Below are 21,150 nucleotides of genomic sequence, written 5' to 3' on the forward strand. Positions count from 1 at the left end.
AAATAAAGGCGTTGCAAGTTACTTAGGTCTAAATCAAATTATCCATGCCATTAACAGTAGTTTGTTCATTGTCATTAATAGGAATAACTATGCATTTTTGACCGTTAATTATTTGAGATGTTATTTGAGATATTTTTTCGGGTTTTACCTGAAGTATAACATCATATTTAGGGGTAACATTATCATTTTCTGAATTTATTTCTGGAGATTTATCTAAGTTAGTTTCTGAAATTTCTTCTAAATCAGTTACTGAAGCTTCTTCTAAAACCATATTATCATCATTAAATTCTGTAGATAGGTGAGTTTCATTATCTAAAGTATTGTCTTGTTTAATTTCATCAAGTCTAGCCTGAAGTATTTCCACTTGTTTGTGAAGACGGTCTTCCTTTTTTCTTTGCACATTTGCCTTAAGAGCCTTTGAGTCAATTAAATTTTTTGCTAAAGGTATATCATCACCAAAGTTTTCTGCATAGGAGTTTTCAATCATAGCAGTAATTTCCACCGGAACTTCACTTTCTATTAAAAGGTTTTGTATATCCCTCTTTGTTAAGATTATCGGTTCACTGTCTGTATCATCATTTAGAGATTCATGCTCTTCTATAATAGCGCTTAAGTTTTCTTGTATGTCCATAAAAATTTTCTCAGCTTTATTTTCATCTAAGCTAAAAGAATCTTTAATAATTGATTGGAAGGTTTCCTTTTGCATCGTCGCAGTTTGTTTTGAAGGACAACCTAAAACATTTTCCATTAATTCAGTATGTGTATCCTTTGGATTTTTTGTGTAATACATAATAGAGTTAACGTCTGAACTACGATCAATAAAAGCAGGAAACACAAAGCCATTAGTGGGGGACTCAACTACCCAATCTCTAATACGTGCTTTTATTTCGTTTTGCTCTTCAAAGTATCTAAGACCAGGCTCTGAAAGTGAAACTGGACATATAGCACATAGTACATATTCATATACTTCTTCAGATTCATCTATCTTCACATTATCTTTGGTTTTGGTAATAACATCATAAGCATCATGAAAAAAGAGTATTAAAAAATTACCTGTGTAATTATAATTATCTATAATCAAATTATAAAAATTATCGAGAAGAGCATCATCTTTTAAATGACTGTTTTTAAGTAGCATAAGAGAAGTTTGCCTTTCGTTAGTAAAATCCTCATTAATTTCAAAGTTAAGTTCCAAAATATTATTTCCAATAGTGCCAGACAGCACCTTTTTAGCAATTTCTAAGTATTTAAAGTATTCCTCTTCATCTAAATTGAGAAAGTTTTCTCTAAATTTTAAAATACTATGTTTCTCTCCATTAACATAGCAGCCACAAATTTTAGTGAAGGTGCATTGTTCTTTTTTAAAACGTCTTTTTAACTCAAGTATATCTTTTTTTCTCATATATAAACTCCTCAATTTATAGGCAAACCGTACGTAAATTTATATCTTTAGTGGTTTGACTTTAATATTTTTTATTTCTAGCTATAACTAATATATCATATTTATTAATTATAGTATTTTTTATACATTAAATAAAGGGAATATATATTAATCAATTTTTTACGTATGAATATGATGATGCACATATTGAGACAAGCCTTCATAGTATATTGCATCTAGAATATATGGAGGTGATTTATATGTCTAGAAGAAGATCTAATGAGACTTTAGAGGAATTGATTGAAAGATTGGAAGAATTGCTTGATGAAAATAATAATAATAATAATAATATACGTGATGATAGATTTAACACCAGAGGTAATAATATTAACCCTAATAATGATTGGTGTCCTGGTTGTTCTAATGATAGCTTTTGCCTTAACAATAACAATAACAACGACGATGATTTTAATGGTTGTAATAGAAGTAACCGTAGAAACAGACGTAGATAGGCAAGCTATTAATTTTCAAAGTGAAAAACTAAATCTAAGTAATAAAAAACTTATTATTACAATTTAAGTACTGAAAAGTTATCTTAACTAAAAAAGAGGCAAGTCTAATAAATAAAGGCTTGTCTTTTAGTTTATATACGTCATGTGTATAAACAACAAAAATTGAAAATTCATTTCTAATTTTTGAAAAGTGACAGGCACGTTACAGGATTTCTATATATTATATTCTCAGTAACGTAAACAGTAATTTTAGGTAATTCAAAGGCCTGTCTGGTTTGAACTATACTTTCAACATCAGATAAACAACAGCCACATTTGCAAGATTTCACTAAGCCATTGTTTGCAAAAAATATTCTGAGAATTCAAAGAAAACATTTACAAAGGAAAAAAGCAATGCTATAATTAAAAAGACAAAGGGAATACGTAGTCCGGATGGGAGTAATGAAATGAGCGAAAAAAAGAATTCTTTTAATAAAAGTAGTACGGGTAGAGTAGTTACATCAATAGATGTGGCCAAATTGGCTGGAGTTTCGCAATCATCAGTCTCGCGGGTTTTGAATGCTGATTCTGGCAGGGAAGTAAAGGATAATACTAGAGAAAAGGTCTTAGAAGCAGCTAAAGAGCTTGGTTATAAGCCCAATATTATTGCTAGAAGCATGATATCACGTAGAACTGATATCATAGGAGTTGTTATAGGTAATCCAGTAGGTCCGTTTTATTCCAAAATAATGATGGAATTAATGACTAAAATACAAGAGCAAGGTAAACAGTGTTTGATGTTTACTGTAGAAGCAGGAGAGGATATTAATAAGATTCTTCAACGGGTTCTTCAATATCAAGTTGATGGGATTATTATAACCGCAGCTGCATTATCTCCGGAAATGGCTAATATTTGTATTCAGAATGAAACTCCAATAGTTCTTTTCAATAGGTTTGTGCCAGAACTTAATATAAGCTCTGTTTATTGTGATAATATTGAAGCAGGAAGGATAGTTGCTGAGTTCCTTTGGGTAAAAGGGTATACGAATATTGCTTATATAGGCTACGAAAAGGATGCAACATCCGAAATAGAAAGAAAGATTGGATTTTACGGAAAGCTTAGGGAGTATGGGGTTTATAATATTCCCGCAGAACGAGCTAATTTTACCTATGAATCTGGATATGAAGCTGCAATTAGACTTTTGAAGCAAAATAATTCGTTAGATGCAATATTTTGTTCAAGTGATCTTATTGCCATGGGGGCAATGGATGCTGCTAGATTTGAACTGGGACTAAAAGTCCCTGAAGATATATCAATAGTGGGCTTTGACAATGTTCCTATGGCTGCATGGCCATCCTACGATTTGACCACAGTTAATCAGCCAGTTGAGCAACTAGTAGATGAAACCATAGATATTTTAACTGAACTTATTGAAAATCCAGAAAAGGCTCCAATTAAAAGAATGATTAGAATAGGACTTATTGAAAGAGCTTCTACTTACAGAGCAAAATAAAAGATTACTTAGGTAATTTTTTATTTAACCATACGGAATACGTATTCCAAAAGAAGCATAAATTAATTCTAAAATATGTATTAGGACTCAGTATTTATTTGAGCTTAAATAACAATATTAAGGAGGAGATCATATGACAACTGAAAAAAACTTTGACCCAAAAGATATAAAAGGAATTAAAGATATTAAGGATACAAATAAATTAAGTGAAGTAGTAAATAATGTTACTAATAAGGCAATAAATGAAGAAAATCAAAGGGTATTCTTTGGTGATTCTAATGAAGTTAATGCAGTAGGATATTCAGATTATAATGATTTTGTAAAAAATACAGAAAAGAAACAAAACTTGAAGGGTTTTGATGAAGAGTATAATGATTTTGTTGATTATATTATGAAAATTACCCACAGAATTTGGGAAGAAAAAGGTATTGGAGTTATATATGAAACTTATCATAACAATGTAATTATGCATGCAGGTTCACAAAATATTACAGGTATAAAAGAAGTTATAGCTGGAACAATTCAGACGCTACATGCTTTTCCAGACAGAAGATTAATAGGACAAAATGTCATATGGTCAAAGTTTGATGAAAATGGATATTTATCTTCACACAGAATTATATCCACTGCAACCAATTTAGGAGATAGTAGCTTTGGACCTGCTACAGGGAGAAAAATAAACTTTAGAACTACAGTTGACTGCGCTGCTGAAAATAATAGAATACATGAGGAATGGCTAGTAAGGGACAATCTATGGATTGTAAAACAGTTAGGCTTTGATCCACATGAGGTAGCTAAAAAATTGGCAAAGGCAACTGCGCACAAAACCCCTTCTATGCAAAGTAGATTTGGATTTTGTGAGGCTATGGAAGTGCAATTTTTACCAAAGATATATAGTGCTAAAGATTCCACAGTAGGGGAATTGATGCTTGAAATGACTAGCAGAATTTATAATTACAAGTTTTTTAATGAAGTAAAAAAATATTATCATGAAAATGCGGTACTTCACTATATTTGTGATAAGGATTTAGTTGGCTATAGTGAGATTCAGGGCATGCTTCTTAGCTTGTTTGCGTCCTTTCCAAATGCTAGTTTTGATGTGGACAGAGTTACATATAATCAAAGGGCTAAGGCAAATGAATGGGATGTAGCAGTTAGATGGAAATTAAGGGGACTACACGAGGGCATTGGATTTTTCGGTAAACCTTCTGGAAAGCCAATTGAAATACTCGGTATTAATCATTATCATGTTTCACAAAATAAGATTAAAGAAGAGTGGATGACTTTTGATGGAATAGATGTTCTGCGCCAAGTGTATTTAGAGACGGATGATAAATATTACAGTCCAGAAGAAAACTAGGAATTAGTGCTTAAATCCTTTTATTTTTAAACATATTTAAAAGGAAAAGAAGGCATTTGTTAAATTTTAATATAACACTAAAAAGTTATATTAAAATAAATAATATTATATTAAGGGGGACTTATAAATATGACGAACACAAATGTAGAAAACACAAAAGTATCAGTGGTAGCAGATGAAGGAATAATTCTTGGAAAGGATAGAACAACTGTCCAAAGATATATAGCATTTGCCTCTATATTAGTTGTTTACTTTTTTTATTGCTATAACTTCATGGTAGGCACATTCGTAAAGCCAACTATGATTTATTCCGTTGCCGAAGGTGGTTTTGCGTTTACCTTAAAGCAGACGGAATCAATATTTGCAATAATGTCTTTTGGCACAATACCAGGTACTCTTGCATTTGGGTGGCTTTCATCAAAAATAGGAAAAAAGAGAACACTGATTTCAGTTGCTTTAATGATTGCGGCTACAACGTTTTTGCCAATGATTAGTCCAACAAGCTATATGCTTTGGAAAATATCACGTTTTGCAACAGGTTTTGCACTTGGGGGAGTATTTGGAACAGCCGTACCATTAGTAACAGATATGTTTCCACAAAGGTATCGTGGTAAACTTGCAGCAATTCTTACAAGTACATTTTCAATTGCAATGATTTTTGGTGGAAAACTTTACGGTTCTCTTGGAGATACTAATTGGAAGATGCTTATGTATACGGCTATTATACCGCCTATAGTTGGTGCTATACTTGTATACTTCTCAGTTCCAGATGATAAAGAATATACTAGAAATCTCATAGCAAATGCCAAAGAAAAAGGCGAGAGAATTAGTTACTTAAGTATGTATAAAGGTAAATATTTATGGATAGGTATAGGAGTTATACTTTTATCAGGCGCCAATTTTACTGCGTATGCTTCTTTCTCAAATAATGCTACTACTTATTTGAAAACAGTGTTGGGTTTAAGTGCAGCAACAGCAGGCTCAATTTACAGCTTACAGGGAATTGGTCAATTAATTGGTTATAATGTGTGGGGATTCTTAGCAGATAAATTTGGTAGAAAAGTTCCAGTAATCGGAATGCTTGTAAGTGCAGTTTGTGTGTTTATGTATATGCAACTTGGACCAAAGGATATTAATAGTTTCAAAATGATATCTGTATTTTTAGGATTTGGCGTTGGTTTCTCAGGTGCTTGGGGTGCTTACTATACTGAATTATTCCCTCGTAGATTTAGTGCTTTGGCACCAGGAATATCCTTCAATGGTGGACGTATAATTTCTACCTTTGCACTTCCAGCTATAGCAGGAATTGCAGCTACTTCAGCAGGAATGGTTGGGATTTTTAGAGTTTCTATGATTGTATTTGTAGCTGGATGCGCTATTTGGGTTTTCCTTCCTGAGACTTTGAATAAAATACGAGAAGATTAATACAATTAGCAGTATTGCAGCAGGAAAAATAATGATTTAATTAGGAGGGTATTATGAGTAAATATCAAGATGCAAAGAAAGTAGTAAGAAATTATTTTAATGAGTTAGAGAATTCAACACCAGAAAATGTATCAAGTGTGTTAAAAGAATGTACTAGTGAGAATTATTTATGGAGAGGAGTTTATCCATTCCGCGAGCAGAAGGGTGCTGAAGCTGTAGCAGAGAATTTTTGGACGCCACTAATGAGATCTTTAAAACGTATGCAGCGTCGACAGGATATATTTATTGGAGGAACTAACGAAATAAGTGGTGATCAATGGGTAATGAGTATGGGACATTTTATGGGACTTTTTGATTCTGACTGGATGGGGGTAAGAGCTACTGGAAAGATGATAAATCTAAGATATGCAGAGTTTAACTGTGTGGAAAATGGTAAAATCACTCAAACAGGAATATTTATTGATATTATTGGATTTATGCTACAGGCTGGAATAAATCCACTACCACCTTCAACAGGATCATTCTTTGTATATCCTGGCCCAAGGAATCATGATGGTCTTCTTTTTGAAGATGCATTAGAGGAGGAAGGTATTGCAACATTAAAGCTTGTTAACAAGATGGTTGATGATTTATCGGAACTTAATGAAAGTGGTGCAATGGGTTGCCCACCAGAAGTTCTAGAGAAGGCCTGGTCCAAGGATATGATTTGGTATGGCCCAGGTGGTATTGGAGCAAGTTACACAATCCCAAGATACCAAAAGCAGCATCAATTGCCTTTCAGAAATAATCTAAAGGACAAAAAATTCAACGGTCATGTTTGCCGCTTTGCAGAAGGAAATTTTGCTTGCTTCTTTGGATGGCCAAATTTGTCCAATACGCCAACGGGAGGTTTTCTAGGACTGCCAGGTGGAGAGATTCGTGCAGACATGCAAGTGGTCGATGTGTACTATCGCCAAGGAGATAAGCTTATGGAAAACTGGGTGCTTATTGATTTACCTTATTGGTTAAAGCAACAGGGACTTGATATCTTTGAACGTACAGCGCAAATATTTAATCCTAAGCTATAAATTTGTTATAAACTGTTCCAAAAGTGTTAAAATACTTTTGGTGCAGTTTTTATGCTACCCTATTAATATCATAATATTTAAGATGATGATTTAATGGGAAACAAACAAAATAAAATTTCATTAGCAATTATACTTTAAATAGACAGTGTAAAAACTTTACACTGATTAAAATAAAGGGGGTTTATAAAAATGATCTCTATGATTGATAGCATAATTATAATAGCGTACATAGTTGGAATGCTAGGTATTGGATACTTAGTTGGTAAAGGAAATGAAACACAAGAAGACTATTTCTTGGCTGGTAGGTCAATGCCATGGATTCCGATTGCATTATCTGTAGCGGCTACTATGATTAGTGCTAATAGCTTTATTGGAGCACCGGGTTGGGCATATAGTTCAGGCATAGCACCATTTATGGTAAATATTACTGTGCCTTTTGCAATTTTCATAGCAATGTATGTAACTGTTCCCGTAATGTATCAGCTAAAGATTACATCTATATATCAGTATATGGAATACAGATTAGGACCCATAAGCAGAATGCTTACGGTACTACAGTTCTTTGTTAATTCCTTGATACAAGTTAGTTCTATGGTTTTTATACCAGCACTTATTTTGAATACGATTACTGGGTGGTCATTACAAGTAATTGTTCCACTAATAGTTTTTATTGCAATTATATACACATTATTAGGTGGAATCAAAGCAGTTATTTGGACAGATGTAGTTCAAAGTATAATTATTTGGGGTGCTTTATTCCTTGTAATTTTTATTGTTTTGAAACACCTAAACATGAGTTTTTTCGAGACACTTAAAGTTGCCAAAACAGCTGGAAAGATGAACGCACTAGACTTTGAATTTAATATAATGAACACAAATGGATTTTGGGTTTCCCTTATTGGGGGGACTATAATGTGGATAAGATACTTTTGTTTCGATCAAACACAGATTCAAAGAATTTTAACAGCGAAGTCTATGAAAGGAATTAAGAACTCTTACTTAACTAGTGCTTTTATTATGAATTTAATGTACTTTTTAATGTTATTAGTTGGTGTAATTTTTTTCGTATTCTATAAGGATAAGGAGTTTGCCTCCTCCAATCAAGTAATGATTGGATTTATGCTTGATGAGCTTCCAGTTGGAGTTCTTGGTGTAGTTATTGCAGGAGTATTTGCCGCAGCTATGTCAAGTGTAGACTCCCTTCTTAACGCAATGACAACAGTATTTATTAAAGATATCTATGAAAAATACTTTCATAAGGGAGAAAGTGAAGCTTCTCTTAAGATTACAATGGGAATTTCAACTGTAATTGGAGTGATTGTTATATTTATAGTTATTTTAGGCTTTGGAGGCACAGTAAAATCTATTCTTGATGTGGTTGGAAAATATATTTCATATTTCTCTGGACCTGCTACAGGTGCTTTCATCCTAGCGATGTTCACCTATAAAGCTAATGATAAGGGAGTTGCTACAGGATTTATTGTTGGAATTTTAGGAGGGTTTTGGATTGCTAGTTCCATAGAGATGAGTTGGCTATGGAATCCTGCAATTGGTTGTGCATTAACTTTTATTGTGGGGTATATTACTAGTGTGATATTCTCAGATAGTATAGCCATTCAAGATTATAAACAATATACTGCTAAAGGTATGAGAGAAAAGATGATAATAGAAGGAAGATTAGTGGATGAAGAAGGTGTTTCTATACTTCCTTTTAAAAGCGATAAATATGCAATTATCGCTTTAGTATTTTTCTTTGCACAATATTTTTTCTTAGCATTAATTCAAAAATGATGGAATATACAGAAACATGCTAAAATGTAATAACTTATAGTTCTTGCTACATATTTAGGGATATGACAATAACTGAAAGTCATCCTTTGATGTTTTACTTATCAAAAGGAAAAAAGGAGCCGTTTCAAAGTATAAATTTATATACCTTGAAGCAGATCCTCCTTTTTTTAAAAATTAGACTAATAGAACAACCGTAACTATCAACCTCATTCGTTAGCTCCTTCAGAAAATTTACCAGGAGACATAAACAATTACTAGATAGCTTTATTTAAGAATCACTTCAGGGTGATTCTTTTTATTGTTATAAAATTTATAGAATAAACGATTTTGCAGGTATATAATAAACTTGAGAGTAGTGAAAAAGAAAGGAAGTGAGAATTTAGTGCTTTTGTGTACTTGTAATACACACATGGTCACTAAAATAATATATGGAGATAAAAGAAATAAAGGGAAATACATTTTGTATTGATACGGGAATGTTATACATACCTTTTTATAAAATAAATCATGAAGAAATTATTATGCTAGACTCAGGATGGGCAAAAGGAGAAAGGGATGGAATTGATGATCTTCTAGAAAAGAATAAACTCAAAGTAGTTGCTATAATATGCAGCCATGCTCATATAGATCATGTAGGGAATAATGCATATTTGAAGGAGAAATATAACGCTATTATCGCTATGCCAGCCTATGAAGCTCTTATTTGTAGCTCCACAGTGAACCTAAAACTTTATTATAACAGTCAAACATTATCCGATGTTACGGAGCATTTTGGACATATGGTTTGTAAAACAGATATTATGATCTTGGATAACCAAGATACAGTAACTGTGAAGGGGATTAAATTTACAATTATTCATACACCAGGGCACAGTCCTGCACATATATGTATCATTACTCCCGATGATGTTGCATATTTAGGAGATACCCTTATAAGCTATGAAGTTATGAGGGGAGCTAAAATGCCCTATGCATATATACTTAGGGAAGATTTGAAAAGTAAAGTAAAGCTTTATGACTTGAAGTGTATGAAATATGTGGTGGCACACAAGGGTATTTTTGATGATATTACAGAACTTATAAGTGACAACATAAATTTCTATAAGAATAGAGCAACAAGGGTATATGAGCTTATAGATGGGGCTATGACAATGGAGGATATTCTAAAGGCCGCTATTAAGGAATTTAATATTTATGTAAACAGTAGATATAAATATACTATGATACAAAGAATGCTGGGATCATATGTAGAGTATTTGAATGAAACGGGTATGATAGCTTTAAACATGGATAGTGGATTTCTTAAATACTCCATAAAATAACTGTAAGAAGAAGATTCCTGACCACCTTTTACTAACATTGGTGAATTTCCACCAATGAAGATTAACCCGCATGACAGTATTTCTTCGACCTCTTACGCAATATTTAGCGAAAATATACCGAATATATTAACAATTGCCATGATAATTATGTTAATATAGACGTATAATGTCTATTTTATAAACGTGAACAAAGAAGTGTACATTAGATAAAGATTTAAAGTTACTTAAGAGAAGAAAGGTGTGGGGGAATGAAAAGTTTAAAGGTGAAAATTGGGACGTTTGTATCTTTAGTGTGTCTATTATGTCTAGTACTTTCAATGGCAGTGAGTTATTACATAGCCCATGACATAGTGCTTAAAGAGTCAACAGATAAGGCGCTTATGACTTCGGAAAAATATGCAAAAGAGATAGATGGGTGGATGCAATCTCAAGCAAAAATGATTGAAGAAATGTCAAATGACTTGGGGTATTATAGCAATTACAGTTCAGATTATCTTATAAACTATTTTGAAGCAAAACAAAAGTCAAATCCATATATTATTTGTTACTATGCAGGCTTTAATGACAAGTTTTTTGTGTCAGGTGATAGGTGGGTTCCTGATGCTGGCTATGATTGCACACAAAGAGATTGGTACAAGGCTGCTATGGCTTCAGGAAAGTTGATATATACAGCTCCATATTTGGATGTTACCACAAATAAAATGGTTATTACAGTTGCAACTCCTGTAAAAAAAGCTGGAGTGGTTTCAGGAGTTGTTGGTGCAGATATATACGTAGATTATCTTACAAGTATCGTTAAAGAAGCAAAATCAGGGGATAAAAGTTATGCATTTATGTTAGATAATGATAACAATTACATAGTTCATCCGAATAAAGAGTTTGAACCTACAGAGGAGAAGGCTTTTAATATAGGGACGGTACTAGACAATAGATTTAAATTAATTGGTGAAGATATAAAAAAGGGGACAAGTGGAATAGAAAAGGTTGTTGATTATGACAATGCAAAAAAGTACCTTACATACGCAACAATAGATTCTGCTAAGTGGACTTTTGGATTTGCAATTCCTGAATCAGAATTTACAAAAGCATTAGATAAAATTTTGTGGGGATTTGGAATTGCGCTTCTTATTTCTATGATAATATCAATAATACTTGCTGTTATCTTAGCTGGAAGTTTGGTAAAACCTATTGCAAAACTCAAAAATCATACAAAGGTGATTTCAGGTGGAGACCTTACCGCAAAGGTAAGTATAGGAACAAAGGATGAAATTGGCCAGTTAGCCGGAAGTTTTAATAACATGGTTAAAGAGCTAAAAATAATAATTGGAAGTGTATTTGATACCACAGAAAAGGTACATGTATTTGCTGATGATTTGAATAAATCCTCAAGAGTTGTGGAGTCCATTTCTAATGAAATAAACGTAGCATCCCAGGAAATATCCTGCGAATCAGTTTCCTTGACAAATAGTATAACTACCGGGGCAGATTTCTTGGAAAAATTCTCTGAGAAACTTGATGAAACTATTTCTGATATTAATAACCTAAATAAAGATACAAGCATAACAAAAGACATAATAAATAAAAGCTTTAACAATTTAGAAAATTTAAAGGAAATAGAAAACAAAAACAGAGAAAATTTTACGGAGATTTATGAAATTATTGACTCGTATAACAAAAGCACTACCAATATAAATGTGATGACTGAGGTTATATCAAACATATCAGCACAAACTAACATGCTAGCATTAAATGCAGCTATAGAGGCTGCAAGAGCAGGGGAAGCAGGTAGGGGATTTGTTGTAGTTGCAGAGCAAGTAAGAAAACTAGCTGAGCAGTCAGCCATTGCAGCTAAAGAAATTGAAGGTTTAATAAAAACTGTGCAGCAAGAAGGCCAGAAGTTTATCGATGTAAAAGCTCAGTTAGTTTCAATTGGAGAAAGTAGAGATGCTATAAACACAAACATAGTTAATGATTTTGGCACCATAAAAAACAATATTGATAACAATATTGAAATTATAGAATGTAGTCATGGAAAAATGAAGTCCATTGCAGCTGATAAAGATGAAATAGGAAATATTATGAGCAACATGGGAGTTATATCTGAGCGAACTTCTGCATCTACTGAGGAAATTACTGCTTCCTTAGAAGAGCAACATGCTCTTGTAAATACTATGTGTAATAATATTGAAAGTCTTTATGAATATATTGACGGATTAAATAGTTCTGTATCAAAGTTTAAAATTTAATATAAAACCTATTAATAAGTAATGTAATATATTGCAAGAAAGAACAGCCCAGAGGCTGTTCTTTTTGAGTTAATAGGTTGTGTACCTCACCTATTGCAAAAACTGGAATTGAGTGATGGGGTTTTTATTTTTAAATTATGGAACTTTTCGCAAACTACTATCGTCTAATATGTATAGGAAATTTTATAACATTGGAGGAGATATATATGAAAAGCAAAATAATACTTAGTCTAATCATGACTATGTCACTTAGTTTTACAACACTTCCGGCATATGCATTAAATTCAAATGTAGTAAGCAGTGCGCCTATGCAGAGTATTGTAAATAATAAAATTAAATTTGAAGTAGTAAATACTGAAGACGCACCTCAGGCTCTTATGGAGATGATTAACAAAAGGAAAGAGGAAAAAGGTTTTATTTATACAATAGATGATTCATCTGGATATACTTATATTGCAGTAATGAATGGTGAGAAACCTACTGGTGGATATTCTATTGAAGTCACAGGTATAGAAGACAACGAAGGAAGAACTAATGTGCTGGTTAATGAATTAGCCCCAGCGAAAGATATATTTGTAACACAAGTTATAACTTATCCTTACACAATTGTAAGAGCAAAAGGCATAACACCAAATATAACTGTAAAAAACCTTAAGAATGAATATTTTAGCAATCTTACTATGAAAAAAATAGAACATCCAGTAGGGGTTAATTCCATAACAGGGACTCTAAGCAAAATTGAAACTATAGGCAAAAATATCTATATTACAATTTTAGATGGAAAAGGGAGCTACCAGTCTTATTATTCATCAAACCTTAAAATAATTAATGATTTAAAAGTTGGAGACAATGTACTTGTAAAATATGTACTAGGAACTCCTGCAAAATATAAAGATACTATGGCTATGCCATTTAGTAATATCTCTATAAATACTTTTGTATCAAAGATTAAGAATAAAGATTGGAAGGACTTAAAGAATTATGTAAATGTATCAGAAAACAAAGAATGGACAATTAAATTTAACAAAAGTATTAATGATTTAAATTTAAATAACGATACAATTTACCTATTAGATAGCTTTGGCAACAAAGTTAATGTAGATTTAAGTGTAAGTTATGATAAGAAATATGCTAAGGTTACGCCAACTTCCAACTATGAACTGGCAAAAACTTATTATTTATTTATTTCAAATAGTATATTTGGAGAAGAAAAAAATAAATCTAGTATAGAAGGTTATAGAATGATGTTTACTATAAGGGATGCTGTTGAAGTTGAATAAATTAAAGGGAATACATTTTTATGTGTTCCCTTTTAAAGTTAGTAAGAAAGCTTACCAACAAAAACTGCTCCAACTTTTGTAATGAAATTGACACCTCAACGGACTATTTTGAGGTATAATAGATATATAAGAGAACAAACAATACCTTGACATATTAATTGTTGTATTAATTTATAGGTTAGTGGTTAGTTTTTTTAAAACGTGTAAGGGGTGGTGCAATTATGGAAACGGGGGTAGAAAGGTCAACAATAAGGCCAATAAAAAAGCGAAAGAAAATTGTTTTAGGTATTATAATTTCTATTTGTACCTTACTTATCGTATACTTTGGGATGGCAATATATTTCATGAATCATTTTTATTTCGGTTCTGTAATAAATAGCATTAGTGTTTCAGGTAAAAGCGTAGAAGAGGTAAATAAGCTAATGGCATCAGAGATTCAAAAATATCAGCTAAACATTAAAGAACGAGGCGGTATAAACGAACAAATTAGCGGAAAAAAAATTGGCTTAAAGTATGATGTAAATGTTGGATTCAAGGAACTTAAAGATAAACAGAATCCTTATAAATGGATTTTTGCAGTGTTTAATAAAAAAGATTTTAAAATGATAGCAGGGATTAAATATGATAAAGGTTTATTAAAAGAACAAGTGGATAAGCTCTCTTGTTTCGATAGTAGTAAGGTAATTGAACCTAAAAATGCTAGCTATAAGTATACAGATAATGGTTATGTAATTGTGGATGAAATCATTGGAAATAAGGGCAATAAAGACATTTTATATAATTATGCCATAGATGCAGTGAGCACAGGCAAAACAACAATAGATTTGGAATCAATTAATTACTATGTTAAGCCACAATATACTTCAAAATCTCCAAAGGTAGTTGACGCATTGGAATTGCTTAACAAATATGTATCTTCAAAGATTACCTATACTTTTGGAGGAGATAAAGAAATTTTAGATGGTTCTACCATAAATAAGTGGGTCACAGTTAATGAGAATTATGAGGTCGCATTTAATGAAAAACAAGTTGAAATCTATATGGACGTGCTTGCTAGTGAATATAATACAGTTGCTAAGACGAGAAATTTTCTTACTTCATCAGGAAAGGTAATTAATATTGGTGGTGGTAGTTATGGCTGGTCAATTAATAAGGTTAAAGAAATCCGAGATTTAACTTCCATCATAAAGGAAGGAAAATCTATAACAAAAGAACCATCATATTATCAAACAGCAGCATCTCATGATAAGAATGATATCGGGAATACCTATGTAGAAATAGATCTTTTAGGACAACACCTATGGTTTTATAAAAATGGAGTATTAATAACGCAAGGGGATGTTGTAACAGGTAATGATGGATCTGACAAGACAAGAACACCGGCGGGTATTTATCAGATCAATTATAAAGAAAGAAATGCAACCCTTAAAGGGGAAGACTATGCTGCTCCTGTGAATTTTTGGCTACCGTTTAATGGAGGAATAGGAATTCATGATGCAAGTTGGCGAGATAAGTTTGGGGGAGAGCTGTATAAGACAGGCGGATCCCATGGTTGTATAAATTCACCCTACGAAGTGGCAAAGACAGTGTTTGATAATATAGAGGCAGGTACTCCAGTTGTTTGTTATTAACAAAACTACTTTTGTAGTAGTTATTCTATGTAAATAATGTTTAAACCTATTACATTACTTAAAGTCAGTAATGTAATAGGTTTTGTTTTATTGTATGTATGCTGGATGTCAGGAGTCTCAAACTCCTATCCGAAAGTCATTAAAAATCTTAGTCGTTAGCTCCTTCAGAAATAATCTTCATAAGAACTACATAATATTTTGATATCTTTATATTGTAATCAGTTTCAGTTATATTAGTAATAGTAGTATATACTAATTGAAGACTAATAACTTTAAAGAGGAGTGTCTTAAACGTGCATAATATATTGATTATAGAAGATGAAGAAAAGGTATCAGAAATATTAAAGGCATATCTTAAAAAGGAAGGCTATTGCGTTTACTGTACTACCAAAGGGATGGAAGGAATAAGACTCTTTGAGAAAACTGAATTTAGTTTAGTTATATTGGACCTAATGCTACCAGACATAACGGGCGAGGAGGTTTGTAGTTTAATGAGAAAGATTTCTGAAGTGCATATATTTATGCTTACAGCAAAAAGTGCTTTGGAAGACAGGATAGAAGGATTAAACCTTGGGGCAGATGAGTATTTAGTAAAGCCTTTTAGCCCAAGGGAGCTAACTGCAAGGGTAAATGCGTTATTTAGAAGGCTTAGATTGCATGAAAGTGATAGTCAAGTTTATAACAATGGAGATTTAGAGATTAATTATGATAAAAGAGAAGTCAAGGTAAGGGGAGAAGAAATATATCTTACACCAAACGAATTTGACATACTTCACCTTCTATCATCCAATAAGGGAAAGATATTTACAAGAGAGCAGCTTATTGAAAGAATTATGGGAATAGATTTTCAAGGCTTTGATAGGACAATAGACGTACATATTAAAAATATACGTAAAAAAATAGAAGAGGATAGTAGAAATCCTAAATATATAGTAACAATAACTAGAGTTGGTTATAAATTTGGCGGTGATTAATTTATTTCATACAAGCTCTTGTAACAATTGAGTTGTTACAAGAGCTTAATGCTTTTCCATCAATTATCCATTTAACTAGGATGCCTTTTTCAAATTATTGTTAAGGTAATGTACTTCTTCATTAAATCTACATAACAATTAGTTATTATATAGCTAAAGATGCGAAAAGGAGTTGTATTAAATATGAAAAACACTAAAAAATTTATGATATTATTTGTTTCAACAATAGTTACTTTATCACTTGCAGGCTGTAGTGGTAGAACTGAAACTGGAAGTAAGGATGCAGATGGTGCACTAAAAGCTTTTAATGCTATTGTTAAAGCAAATCCTAACAATAAGGGCTTTCACAATGCTCTTCAACATTGGGGATTTAAGCTTAGTAATGCTGATAAGTTCGAATGGACTAAGGATACTTCCGCAAATAAAATAGATTATGCTATGGTAATGGAAGCGGATCCATTAATTAAAGCAGGTCTGGATGTTACAAAACTAGATCCAAATAAGTGGGTATATAAACCTGCGGAGGTTGAAGCAGGAGTTCAGTTACCAAATAGATTAATTTTTCCTTATAATGTAAGTGACAAAAAAGAAACCTCTAATGGCTCAGAAGATGCTTTCAGAAGAGTTTTAAAACAGGATCCAAATCTAATTAAATATATTAAAGATGAAAAGCATTATATGCTAATACTTGGAGAAGGCAACTCAGTGCACTTTACAGAGACTTTAGGATCATCTGATGAGTATATGGAGTTTGTACTTAAGGCAGAACCATTAATTAAAGCAGGACTAGACGTTACAAAGCTTGAAGGTACTGGCTTTAAATTAGAAGTAGCTGGTAAAGATAATATGGAAAGTAACGATGATCAATTAGTTAAGGGCTATAAATTAAAATAAATTATAATTGTATTATACACTTTATACTACATAATACAATTATCTTACATCCCCCCACATGGGGGTAGGGAGGCGTCTAAATGAATAAAGAGAAAGTCAATGCATTGCAAGCACTAAAAACTTCAATATGGACAAATAATAAGATTTTAAGGAGGTAATGTTAGGTGGAAACAAAATCATTAAAAATAGAAGGAATGACTTGTGCTGCTTGCGCGAAAGCTGTTGAAAGAACTTCAAAGAAATTACCAGGAGTGGCTGAGGCAAGCGTAAATTTTGCTACTGAAAAATTAAGTATATCCTATGATGAAACACTGGTTAAGTTATTAGACATACAAAACGCTATAGAAAAAGCAGGTTATAAAGCTTTAGTTGAAACCAGTAATAAAACCTTGAAAATAGAGGGGATGACCTGCGCTGCTTGTGCAAAAAATATAGAAAGAGTTACAAAAAAACTCCCTGGTGTGGTAGACGCCAACGTAAATTTTGCTACTGAAAAATTGAATATAAGCTTTGAACCTTCGCTGGTAAGAACTTCTGATATAAAGAAAGCAATTGAAAAGGCAGGATATAAAGCTTTAGAAGATGAGAGCAATGTGGATAATGATAGAGAAAAAAAAGAAAAAGAAATAAAAGCTTTATGGAATAGATTTATAATATCAGCAGTATTTGCGCTGCCATTACTTCTAATTGCCATGGGACCAATGGTTGCAGAAAAGTTGAATTATCATCTTCCTTCAATTATTGACCCTATGGCACATCCAGAGGTTTACGCAATTATGCAATTAATACTTGTAATCCCAGTTATGATTACTGGTAAAAAGTATTTTATTGTGGGATTTAAATCTTTAGTAAAGTTAAGTCCCAACATGGATTCGCTTATATCCATTGGAACCTCTGCAGCATTTTTGTATAGCTTATTTGCTGTATCTGAGATAATATTTATGGGCAATGTGGATTACGTAATGTACTTTGAATCAGCAGGTGTTATTTTGACACTTATTACTCTAGGCAAGTATTTGGAAGCAGTTTCAAAAGGAAAAACTTCTGAGGCAATTAAAAAACTTATGGGACTAGCACCCAAAACTGCTATTATCATAAGAGATAATAATGAAGTTGAAATTTCCATTGATGAAGTAGAAGTGGGTGATATAGTAGTTGTGAGGCCTGGTGAGAAGATGCCTGTAGATGGTGAAGTAGTAGAAGGCATCACATCTGTGGATGAGTCCATGCTTACAGGGGAAAGTATGCCTGTAGAAAAAAAGATTGGAGATAGAATTATAGGAGCTAGTATTAATAAAAATGGTTCCATTAAATATAAAGCTACTAAGGTGGGAAAAGATACGGCCCTAGCACAAATTGTAACTTTGGTGGAAAACGCACAGGGTTCAAAAGCTCCAATAGCTAGAATGGCAGATGTTATCTCAAGCTACTTTGTGCCTGTGGTTATAGTAATTGCACTAGTTTCATCATTAGGATGGTTCTTATCTGGTGAATCCGTAGTGTTTTCATTAACAATATTCATTTCAGTACTTGTTATAGCTTGTCCTTGTGCTCTTGGTCTAGCAACACCTACAGCTATTATGGTGGGAACAGGAAAAGGTGCAGAATATGGGGTGCTTATAAAAAGTGGAACAGCACTAGAAACTGCGCATAAAATTCAAACTATAGTATTTGATAAAACTGGTACACTGACTGAAGGAAAACCAAAGGTAACAGATATAGTTACTGTAGAGGGCATTGATGAAACATTCTTACTTCAAATAGCTGCCTCAGCAGAAAAAGGCTCTGAACATCCATTGGGTGAGTCTATAGTTAAGGGTGCAGAAGAAAGATCCTTAGAATTTAAAAGAGTAGATAATTTTAAAGCTATACCTGGTTACGGGATAGAAGTTAGTATAGAGGGAAATAAAATATTGTTAGGAAATAGAAAACTTATGATAGAAAGTGGAATCTCCTTAGAAAAATTAGAGGACATTTCAAACAAACTTGCTGAAGAAGGTAAAACTCCAATGTATATAGCTATTGAAAATAAACTTAGTGGTATCATTGCAGTAGCAGATACAGTTAAAGAGAATAGTAAAAAAGCAATAGAAAGACTTCATGCTATGGGAATAGAAGTTGCAATGATAACTGGTGATAACAAAAGGACTGCGGCAGCTATTGCATCGCAGGTTGGTATTGATAGAATACTAGCAGAAGTTTTACCTGAGGATAAATCAAATGAAGTTAAGAAACTTCAAGCAGAAGGTAAAAAAGTTGCTATGGTTGGAGATGGAATTAATGATGCACCTGCACTTGCCCAGGCTGATATAGGTATAGCTATAGGTTCTGGAACTGATGTAGCAATGGAATCTGCGGATATAGTACTTATGAGAAGTGATTTAATGGACGTGCCTACAGCTATTCAGTTAAGTAAGAAAACTATAACTAATATAAAGCAAAATTTGTTTTGGGCTTTTGGATATAATGTTTTAGGAATACCAGTTGCAATGGGAGTTTTATATTTATTTGGTGGACCACTATTAAACCCAATTATTGCAGCCCTTGCAATGAGTTTTAGTTCAGTTTCAGTATTAACAAATGCTTTAAGGTTAAAAGGTTTTAAACCTTTAACATAAAACCAATTATAATTAAAACATTAAAAAGGTTCAAGTATTATACGCATGTATTACTTGAACCTTTTATACAAGGAGACTTGGGTTATGTTTAATATAGAATATACTTAAATAAAGGATATTTCTATTTTTTATTGTTTACAGTGTTTTTATGTTTATCAGAGTTTAATCCACAACAATCTAATTTTTTACCACCATAAGCTTTTTCATTAGCATTTTCTATATCTTTTAGGAACTTTTCAAACCATTGTTTTAACATTTTCATATATATTCCTCCAATTTATTTCATATCCTTAAGTAAATAGTACAATTAGTTGCTAACCGTCCCTACCTAAATTACCTAAATCAATAAATCAATGTAATTTATAATTTTAATTGTACAAAAAAGATGTGAAGAGATTATAAAGATATCTTTAAATTTATTTAGGAAATGTCAGAATAAAAGTACTGCCTTCACCTAAGATACTTTTTACATTGATTGTTCCCTTATGAGCCTCAACAATGGCTTTTACAATAGTCAGTCCTATACCAGTACCACCTGTGTTTTTATCACGAGATTCATCACTTCTGTAAAACATTTCAAAAATGAATGGTAAATCTTTTTGGGAAATTCCGATTCCATTATCCTTTACCTCTATTATTATATTATCATTTTCAATCTTTAGAGTTAAGAAAACTTCTTCATCTTTTTTAGAATATTTGAGCGAATTTGAAAGCAAATTATACATTACTTGCTTTAATTTATCTTTATCCATTAATACATCAACATTTTGAGCCAAATCTGAATAAATTTTTGAGCCTAAATTGTTATATGGATATAATATGATGGGAGGTTGGTTTGGAATGATGTTTATTCCTTTAATTTTAATTGGAGTAGTTATATATATAGTTTACAAACAATTGCCCAATAATAATTTTAAAGTTATAAGTGGTGGAGATAATCTTTTAGATATCTTAAATGAAAGATTGGCTCGTGGGGAAATAAATGAAGAGGAATATAATCATAAAAAAAATGTACTATTAAAACATGAATAATAAAACAATATTAGTCATGTCAAAAGAGTAATGAAGAATTCTCTTTCGGCATGATTTTTTTATTTGATTAAATTCTTCATTTGTTAATTTCCCAGGTTCAGTTGATACTTGATCTGAGGTTCTT

At 32.2% G+C, this 21,150-nt stretch carries 17 protein-coding genes; 14 read left to right on the forward strand and 3 right to left on the reverse strand.

The features are described from left to right. Positions 1-28 precede the first annotated feature (28 nt). Positions 29-1,402 (reverse strand): DUF4317 domain-containing protein, encoded by a 1,374-nt coding sequence (locus LGK97_RS02395; RefSeq protein WP_226258135.1) that lies wholly within the window; start codon positions 1,400-1,402, stop codon positions 29-31. Positions 1,403-1,641: 239 nt separating this feature from the next. Here LGK97_RS02395 and LGK97_RS02400 point away from each other — a divergent pair, with 239 nt between their 5' ends. The 13 genes from LGK97_RS02400 to LGK97_RS02460 all read left to right on the forward strand — a co-directional run bounded on the left by LGK97_RS02400 (position 1,642) and on the right by LGK97_RS02460 (position 19,994). Then, on the forward strand, positions 1,642-1,893 hold the full coding sequence (locus LGK97_RS02400) for a hypothetical protein (protein ID WP_226258136.1): 252 nt from the start codon (positions 1,642-1,644) through the stop codon (positions 1,891-1,893). A gap of 446 nt (positions 1,894-2,339) precedes the next feature. After that, on the forward strand, positions 2,340-3,386 hold the full coding sequence (locus LGK97_RS02405) for a LacI family DNA-binding transcriptional regulator (protein ID WP_226258137.1): 1,047 nt from the start codon (positions 2,340-2,342) through the stop codon (positions 3,384-3,386). A 133-nt stretch (positions 3,387-3,519) separates the two neighbouring features. After that, positions 3,520-4,746, forward strand: a complete 1,227-nt coding sequence (locus LGK97_RS02410) for an ester cyclase (protein ID WP_226258138.1) — start codon at positions 3,520-3,522, stop codon at positions 4,744-4,746. A 129-nt stretch (positions 4,747-4,875) separates the two neighbouring features. Then, the gene (locus LGK97_RS02415) at positions 4,876-6,171 is read left to right on the forward strand and encodes an MFS transporter (RefSeq protein WP_226258139.1); all 1,296 of its coding nucleotides are present in this window, start codon (positions 4,876-4,878) and stop codon (positions 6,169-6,171) included. A 53-nt stretch (positions 6,172-6,224) separates the two neighbouring features. Continuing rightward, entirely contained in the window at positions 6,225-7,238 is a 1,014-nt protein-coding gene (locus LGK97_RS02420; RefSeq protein ID WP_226258140.1) for a nuclear transport factor 2 family protein, read from the forward strand. Between the two features lie 189 nt (positions 7,239-7,427). Continuing rightward, positions 7,428-9,029 (forward strand): sodium:solute symporter family transporter, encoded by a 1,602-nt coding sequence (locus LGK97_RS02425; protein ID WP_226258141.1) that lies wholly within the window; start codon positions 7,428-7,430, stop codon positions 9,027-9,029. Positions 9,030-9,457: 428 nt separating this feature from the next. Continuing rightward, positions 9,458-10,351 carry an MBL fold metallo-hydrolase gene (locus tag LGK97_RS02430; RefSeq protein WP_226258142.1) on the forward strand — a complete coding sequence of 298 codons (894 nt, stop codon included), beginning with the start codon at positions 9,458-9,460 and terminating at the stop codon, positions 10,349-10,351. A 248-nt stretch (positions 10,352-10,599) separates the two neighbouring features. Then, positions 10,600-12,597 carry a methyl-accepting chemotaxis protein gene (locus LGK97_RS02435; protein WP_226258143.1) on the forward strand — a complete coding sequence of 666 codons (1,998 nt, stop codon included), beginning with the start codon at positions 10,600-10,602 and terminating at the stop codon, positions 12,595-12,597. Positions 12,598-12,803: 206 nt separating this feature from the next. Continuing rightward, positions 12,804-13,877, forward strand: a complete 1,074-nt coding sequence (locus tag LGK97_RS02440) for a protease complex subunit PrcB family protein (protein WP_226258144.1) — start codon at positions 12,804-12,806, stop codon at positions 13,875-13,877. A gap of 221 nt (positions 13,878-14,098) precedes the next feature. Beyond that, positions 14,099-15,508 (forward strand): L,D-transpeptidase family protein, encoded by a 1,410-nt coding sequence (locus tag LGK97_RS02445; RefSeq protein WP_226258145.1) that lies wholly within the window; start codon positions 14,099-14,101, stop codon positions 15,506-15,508. 293 nt (positions 15,509-15,801) lie between these two features. After that, positions 15,802-16,482 carry a response regulator transcription factor gene (locus LGK97_RS02450; RefSeq protein ID WP_226258146.1) on the forward strand — a complete coding sequence of 227 codons (681 nt, stop codon included), beginning with the start codon at positions 15,802-15,804 and terminating at the stop codon, positions 16,480-16,482. A 183-nt stretch (positions 16,483-16,665) separates the two neighbouring features. Next, positions 16,666-17,376 carry a hypothetical protein gene (locus LGK97_RS02455; protein WP_226258147.1) on the forward strand — a complete coding sequence of 237 codons (711 nt, stop codon included), beginning with the start codon at positions 16,666-16,668 and terminating at the stop codon, positions 17,374-17,376. Between the two features lie 164 nt (positions 17,377-17,540). After that, a complete protein-coding gene (locus LGK97_RS02460) occupies positions 17,541-19,994 on the forward strand; it encodes a heavy metal translocating P-type ATPase (RefSeq protein ID WP_226258148.1) in 2,454 nt (817 codons plus the stop codon). Positions 19,995-20,115: 121 nt separating this feature from the next. On the opposite strand, the gene LGK97_RS02465 is transcribed toward LGK97_RS02460, so the two are convergent. After that, positions 20,116-20,256, reverse strand: coding sequence for an LDCC motif putative metal-binding protein (locus tag LGK97_RS02465; RefSeq protein WP_226258149.1), 141 nt, complete (start codon positions 20,254-20,256; stop codon positions 20,116-20,118). Positions 20,257-20,410: 154 nt separating this feature from the next. Continuing rightward, positions 20,411-20,746, reverse strand: a complete 336-nt coding sequence (locus LGK97_RS02470; RefSeq protein ID WP_226258150.1) for a sensor histidine kinase — start codon at positions 20,744-20,746, stop codon at positions 20,411-20,413. A gap of 88 nt (positions 20,747-20,834) precedes the next feature. Between LGK97_RS02470 and LGK97_RS02475 the strand changes: the two genes are divergently transcribed. After that, on the forward strand, positions 20,835-21,026 hold the full coding sequence (locus LGK97_RS02475; protein ID WP_226258151.1) for an SHOCT domain-containing protein: 192 nt from the start codon (positions 20,835-20,837) through the stop codon (positions 21,024-21,026). The last annotated feature ends 124 nt before the right edge of the window (positions 21,027-21,150 follow it).

Origin of the sequence: Clostridium sp. CS001 (assembly GCF_020443565.1) — a bacterium.
In the GTDB taxonomy this organism is placed as follows: Bacteria; Bacillota; Clostridia; order Clostridiales; family Clostridiaceae; genus Clostridium_AD.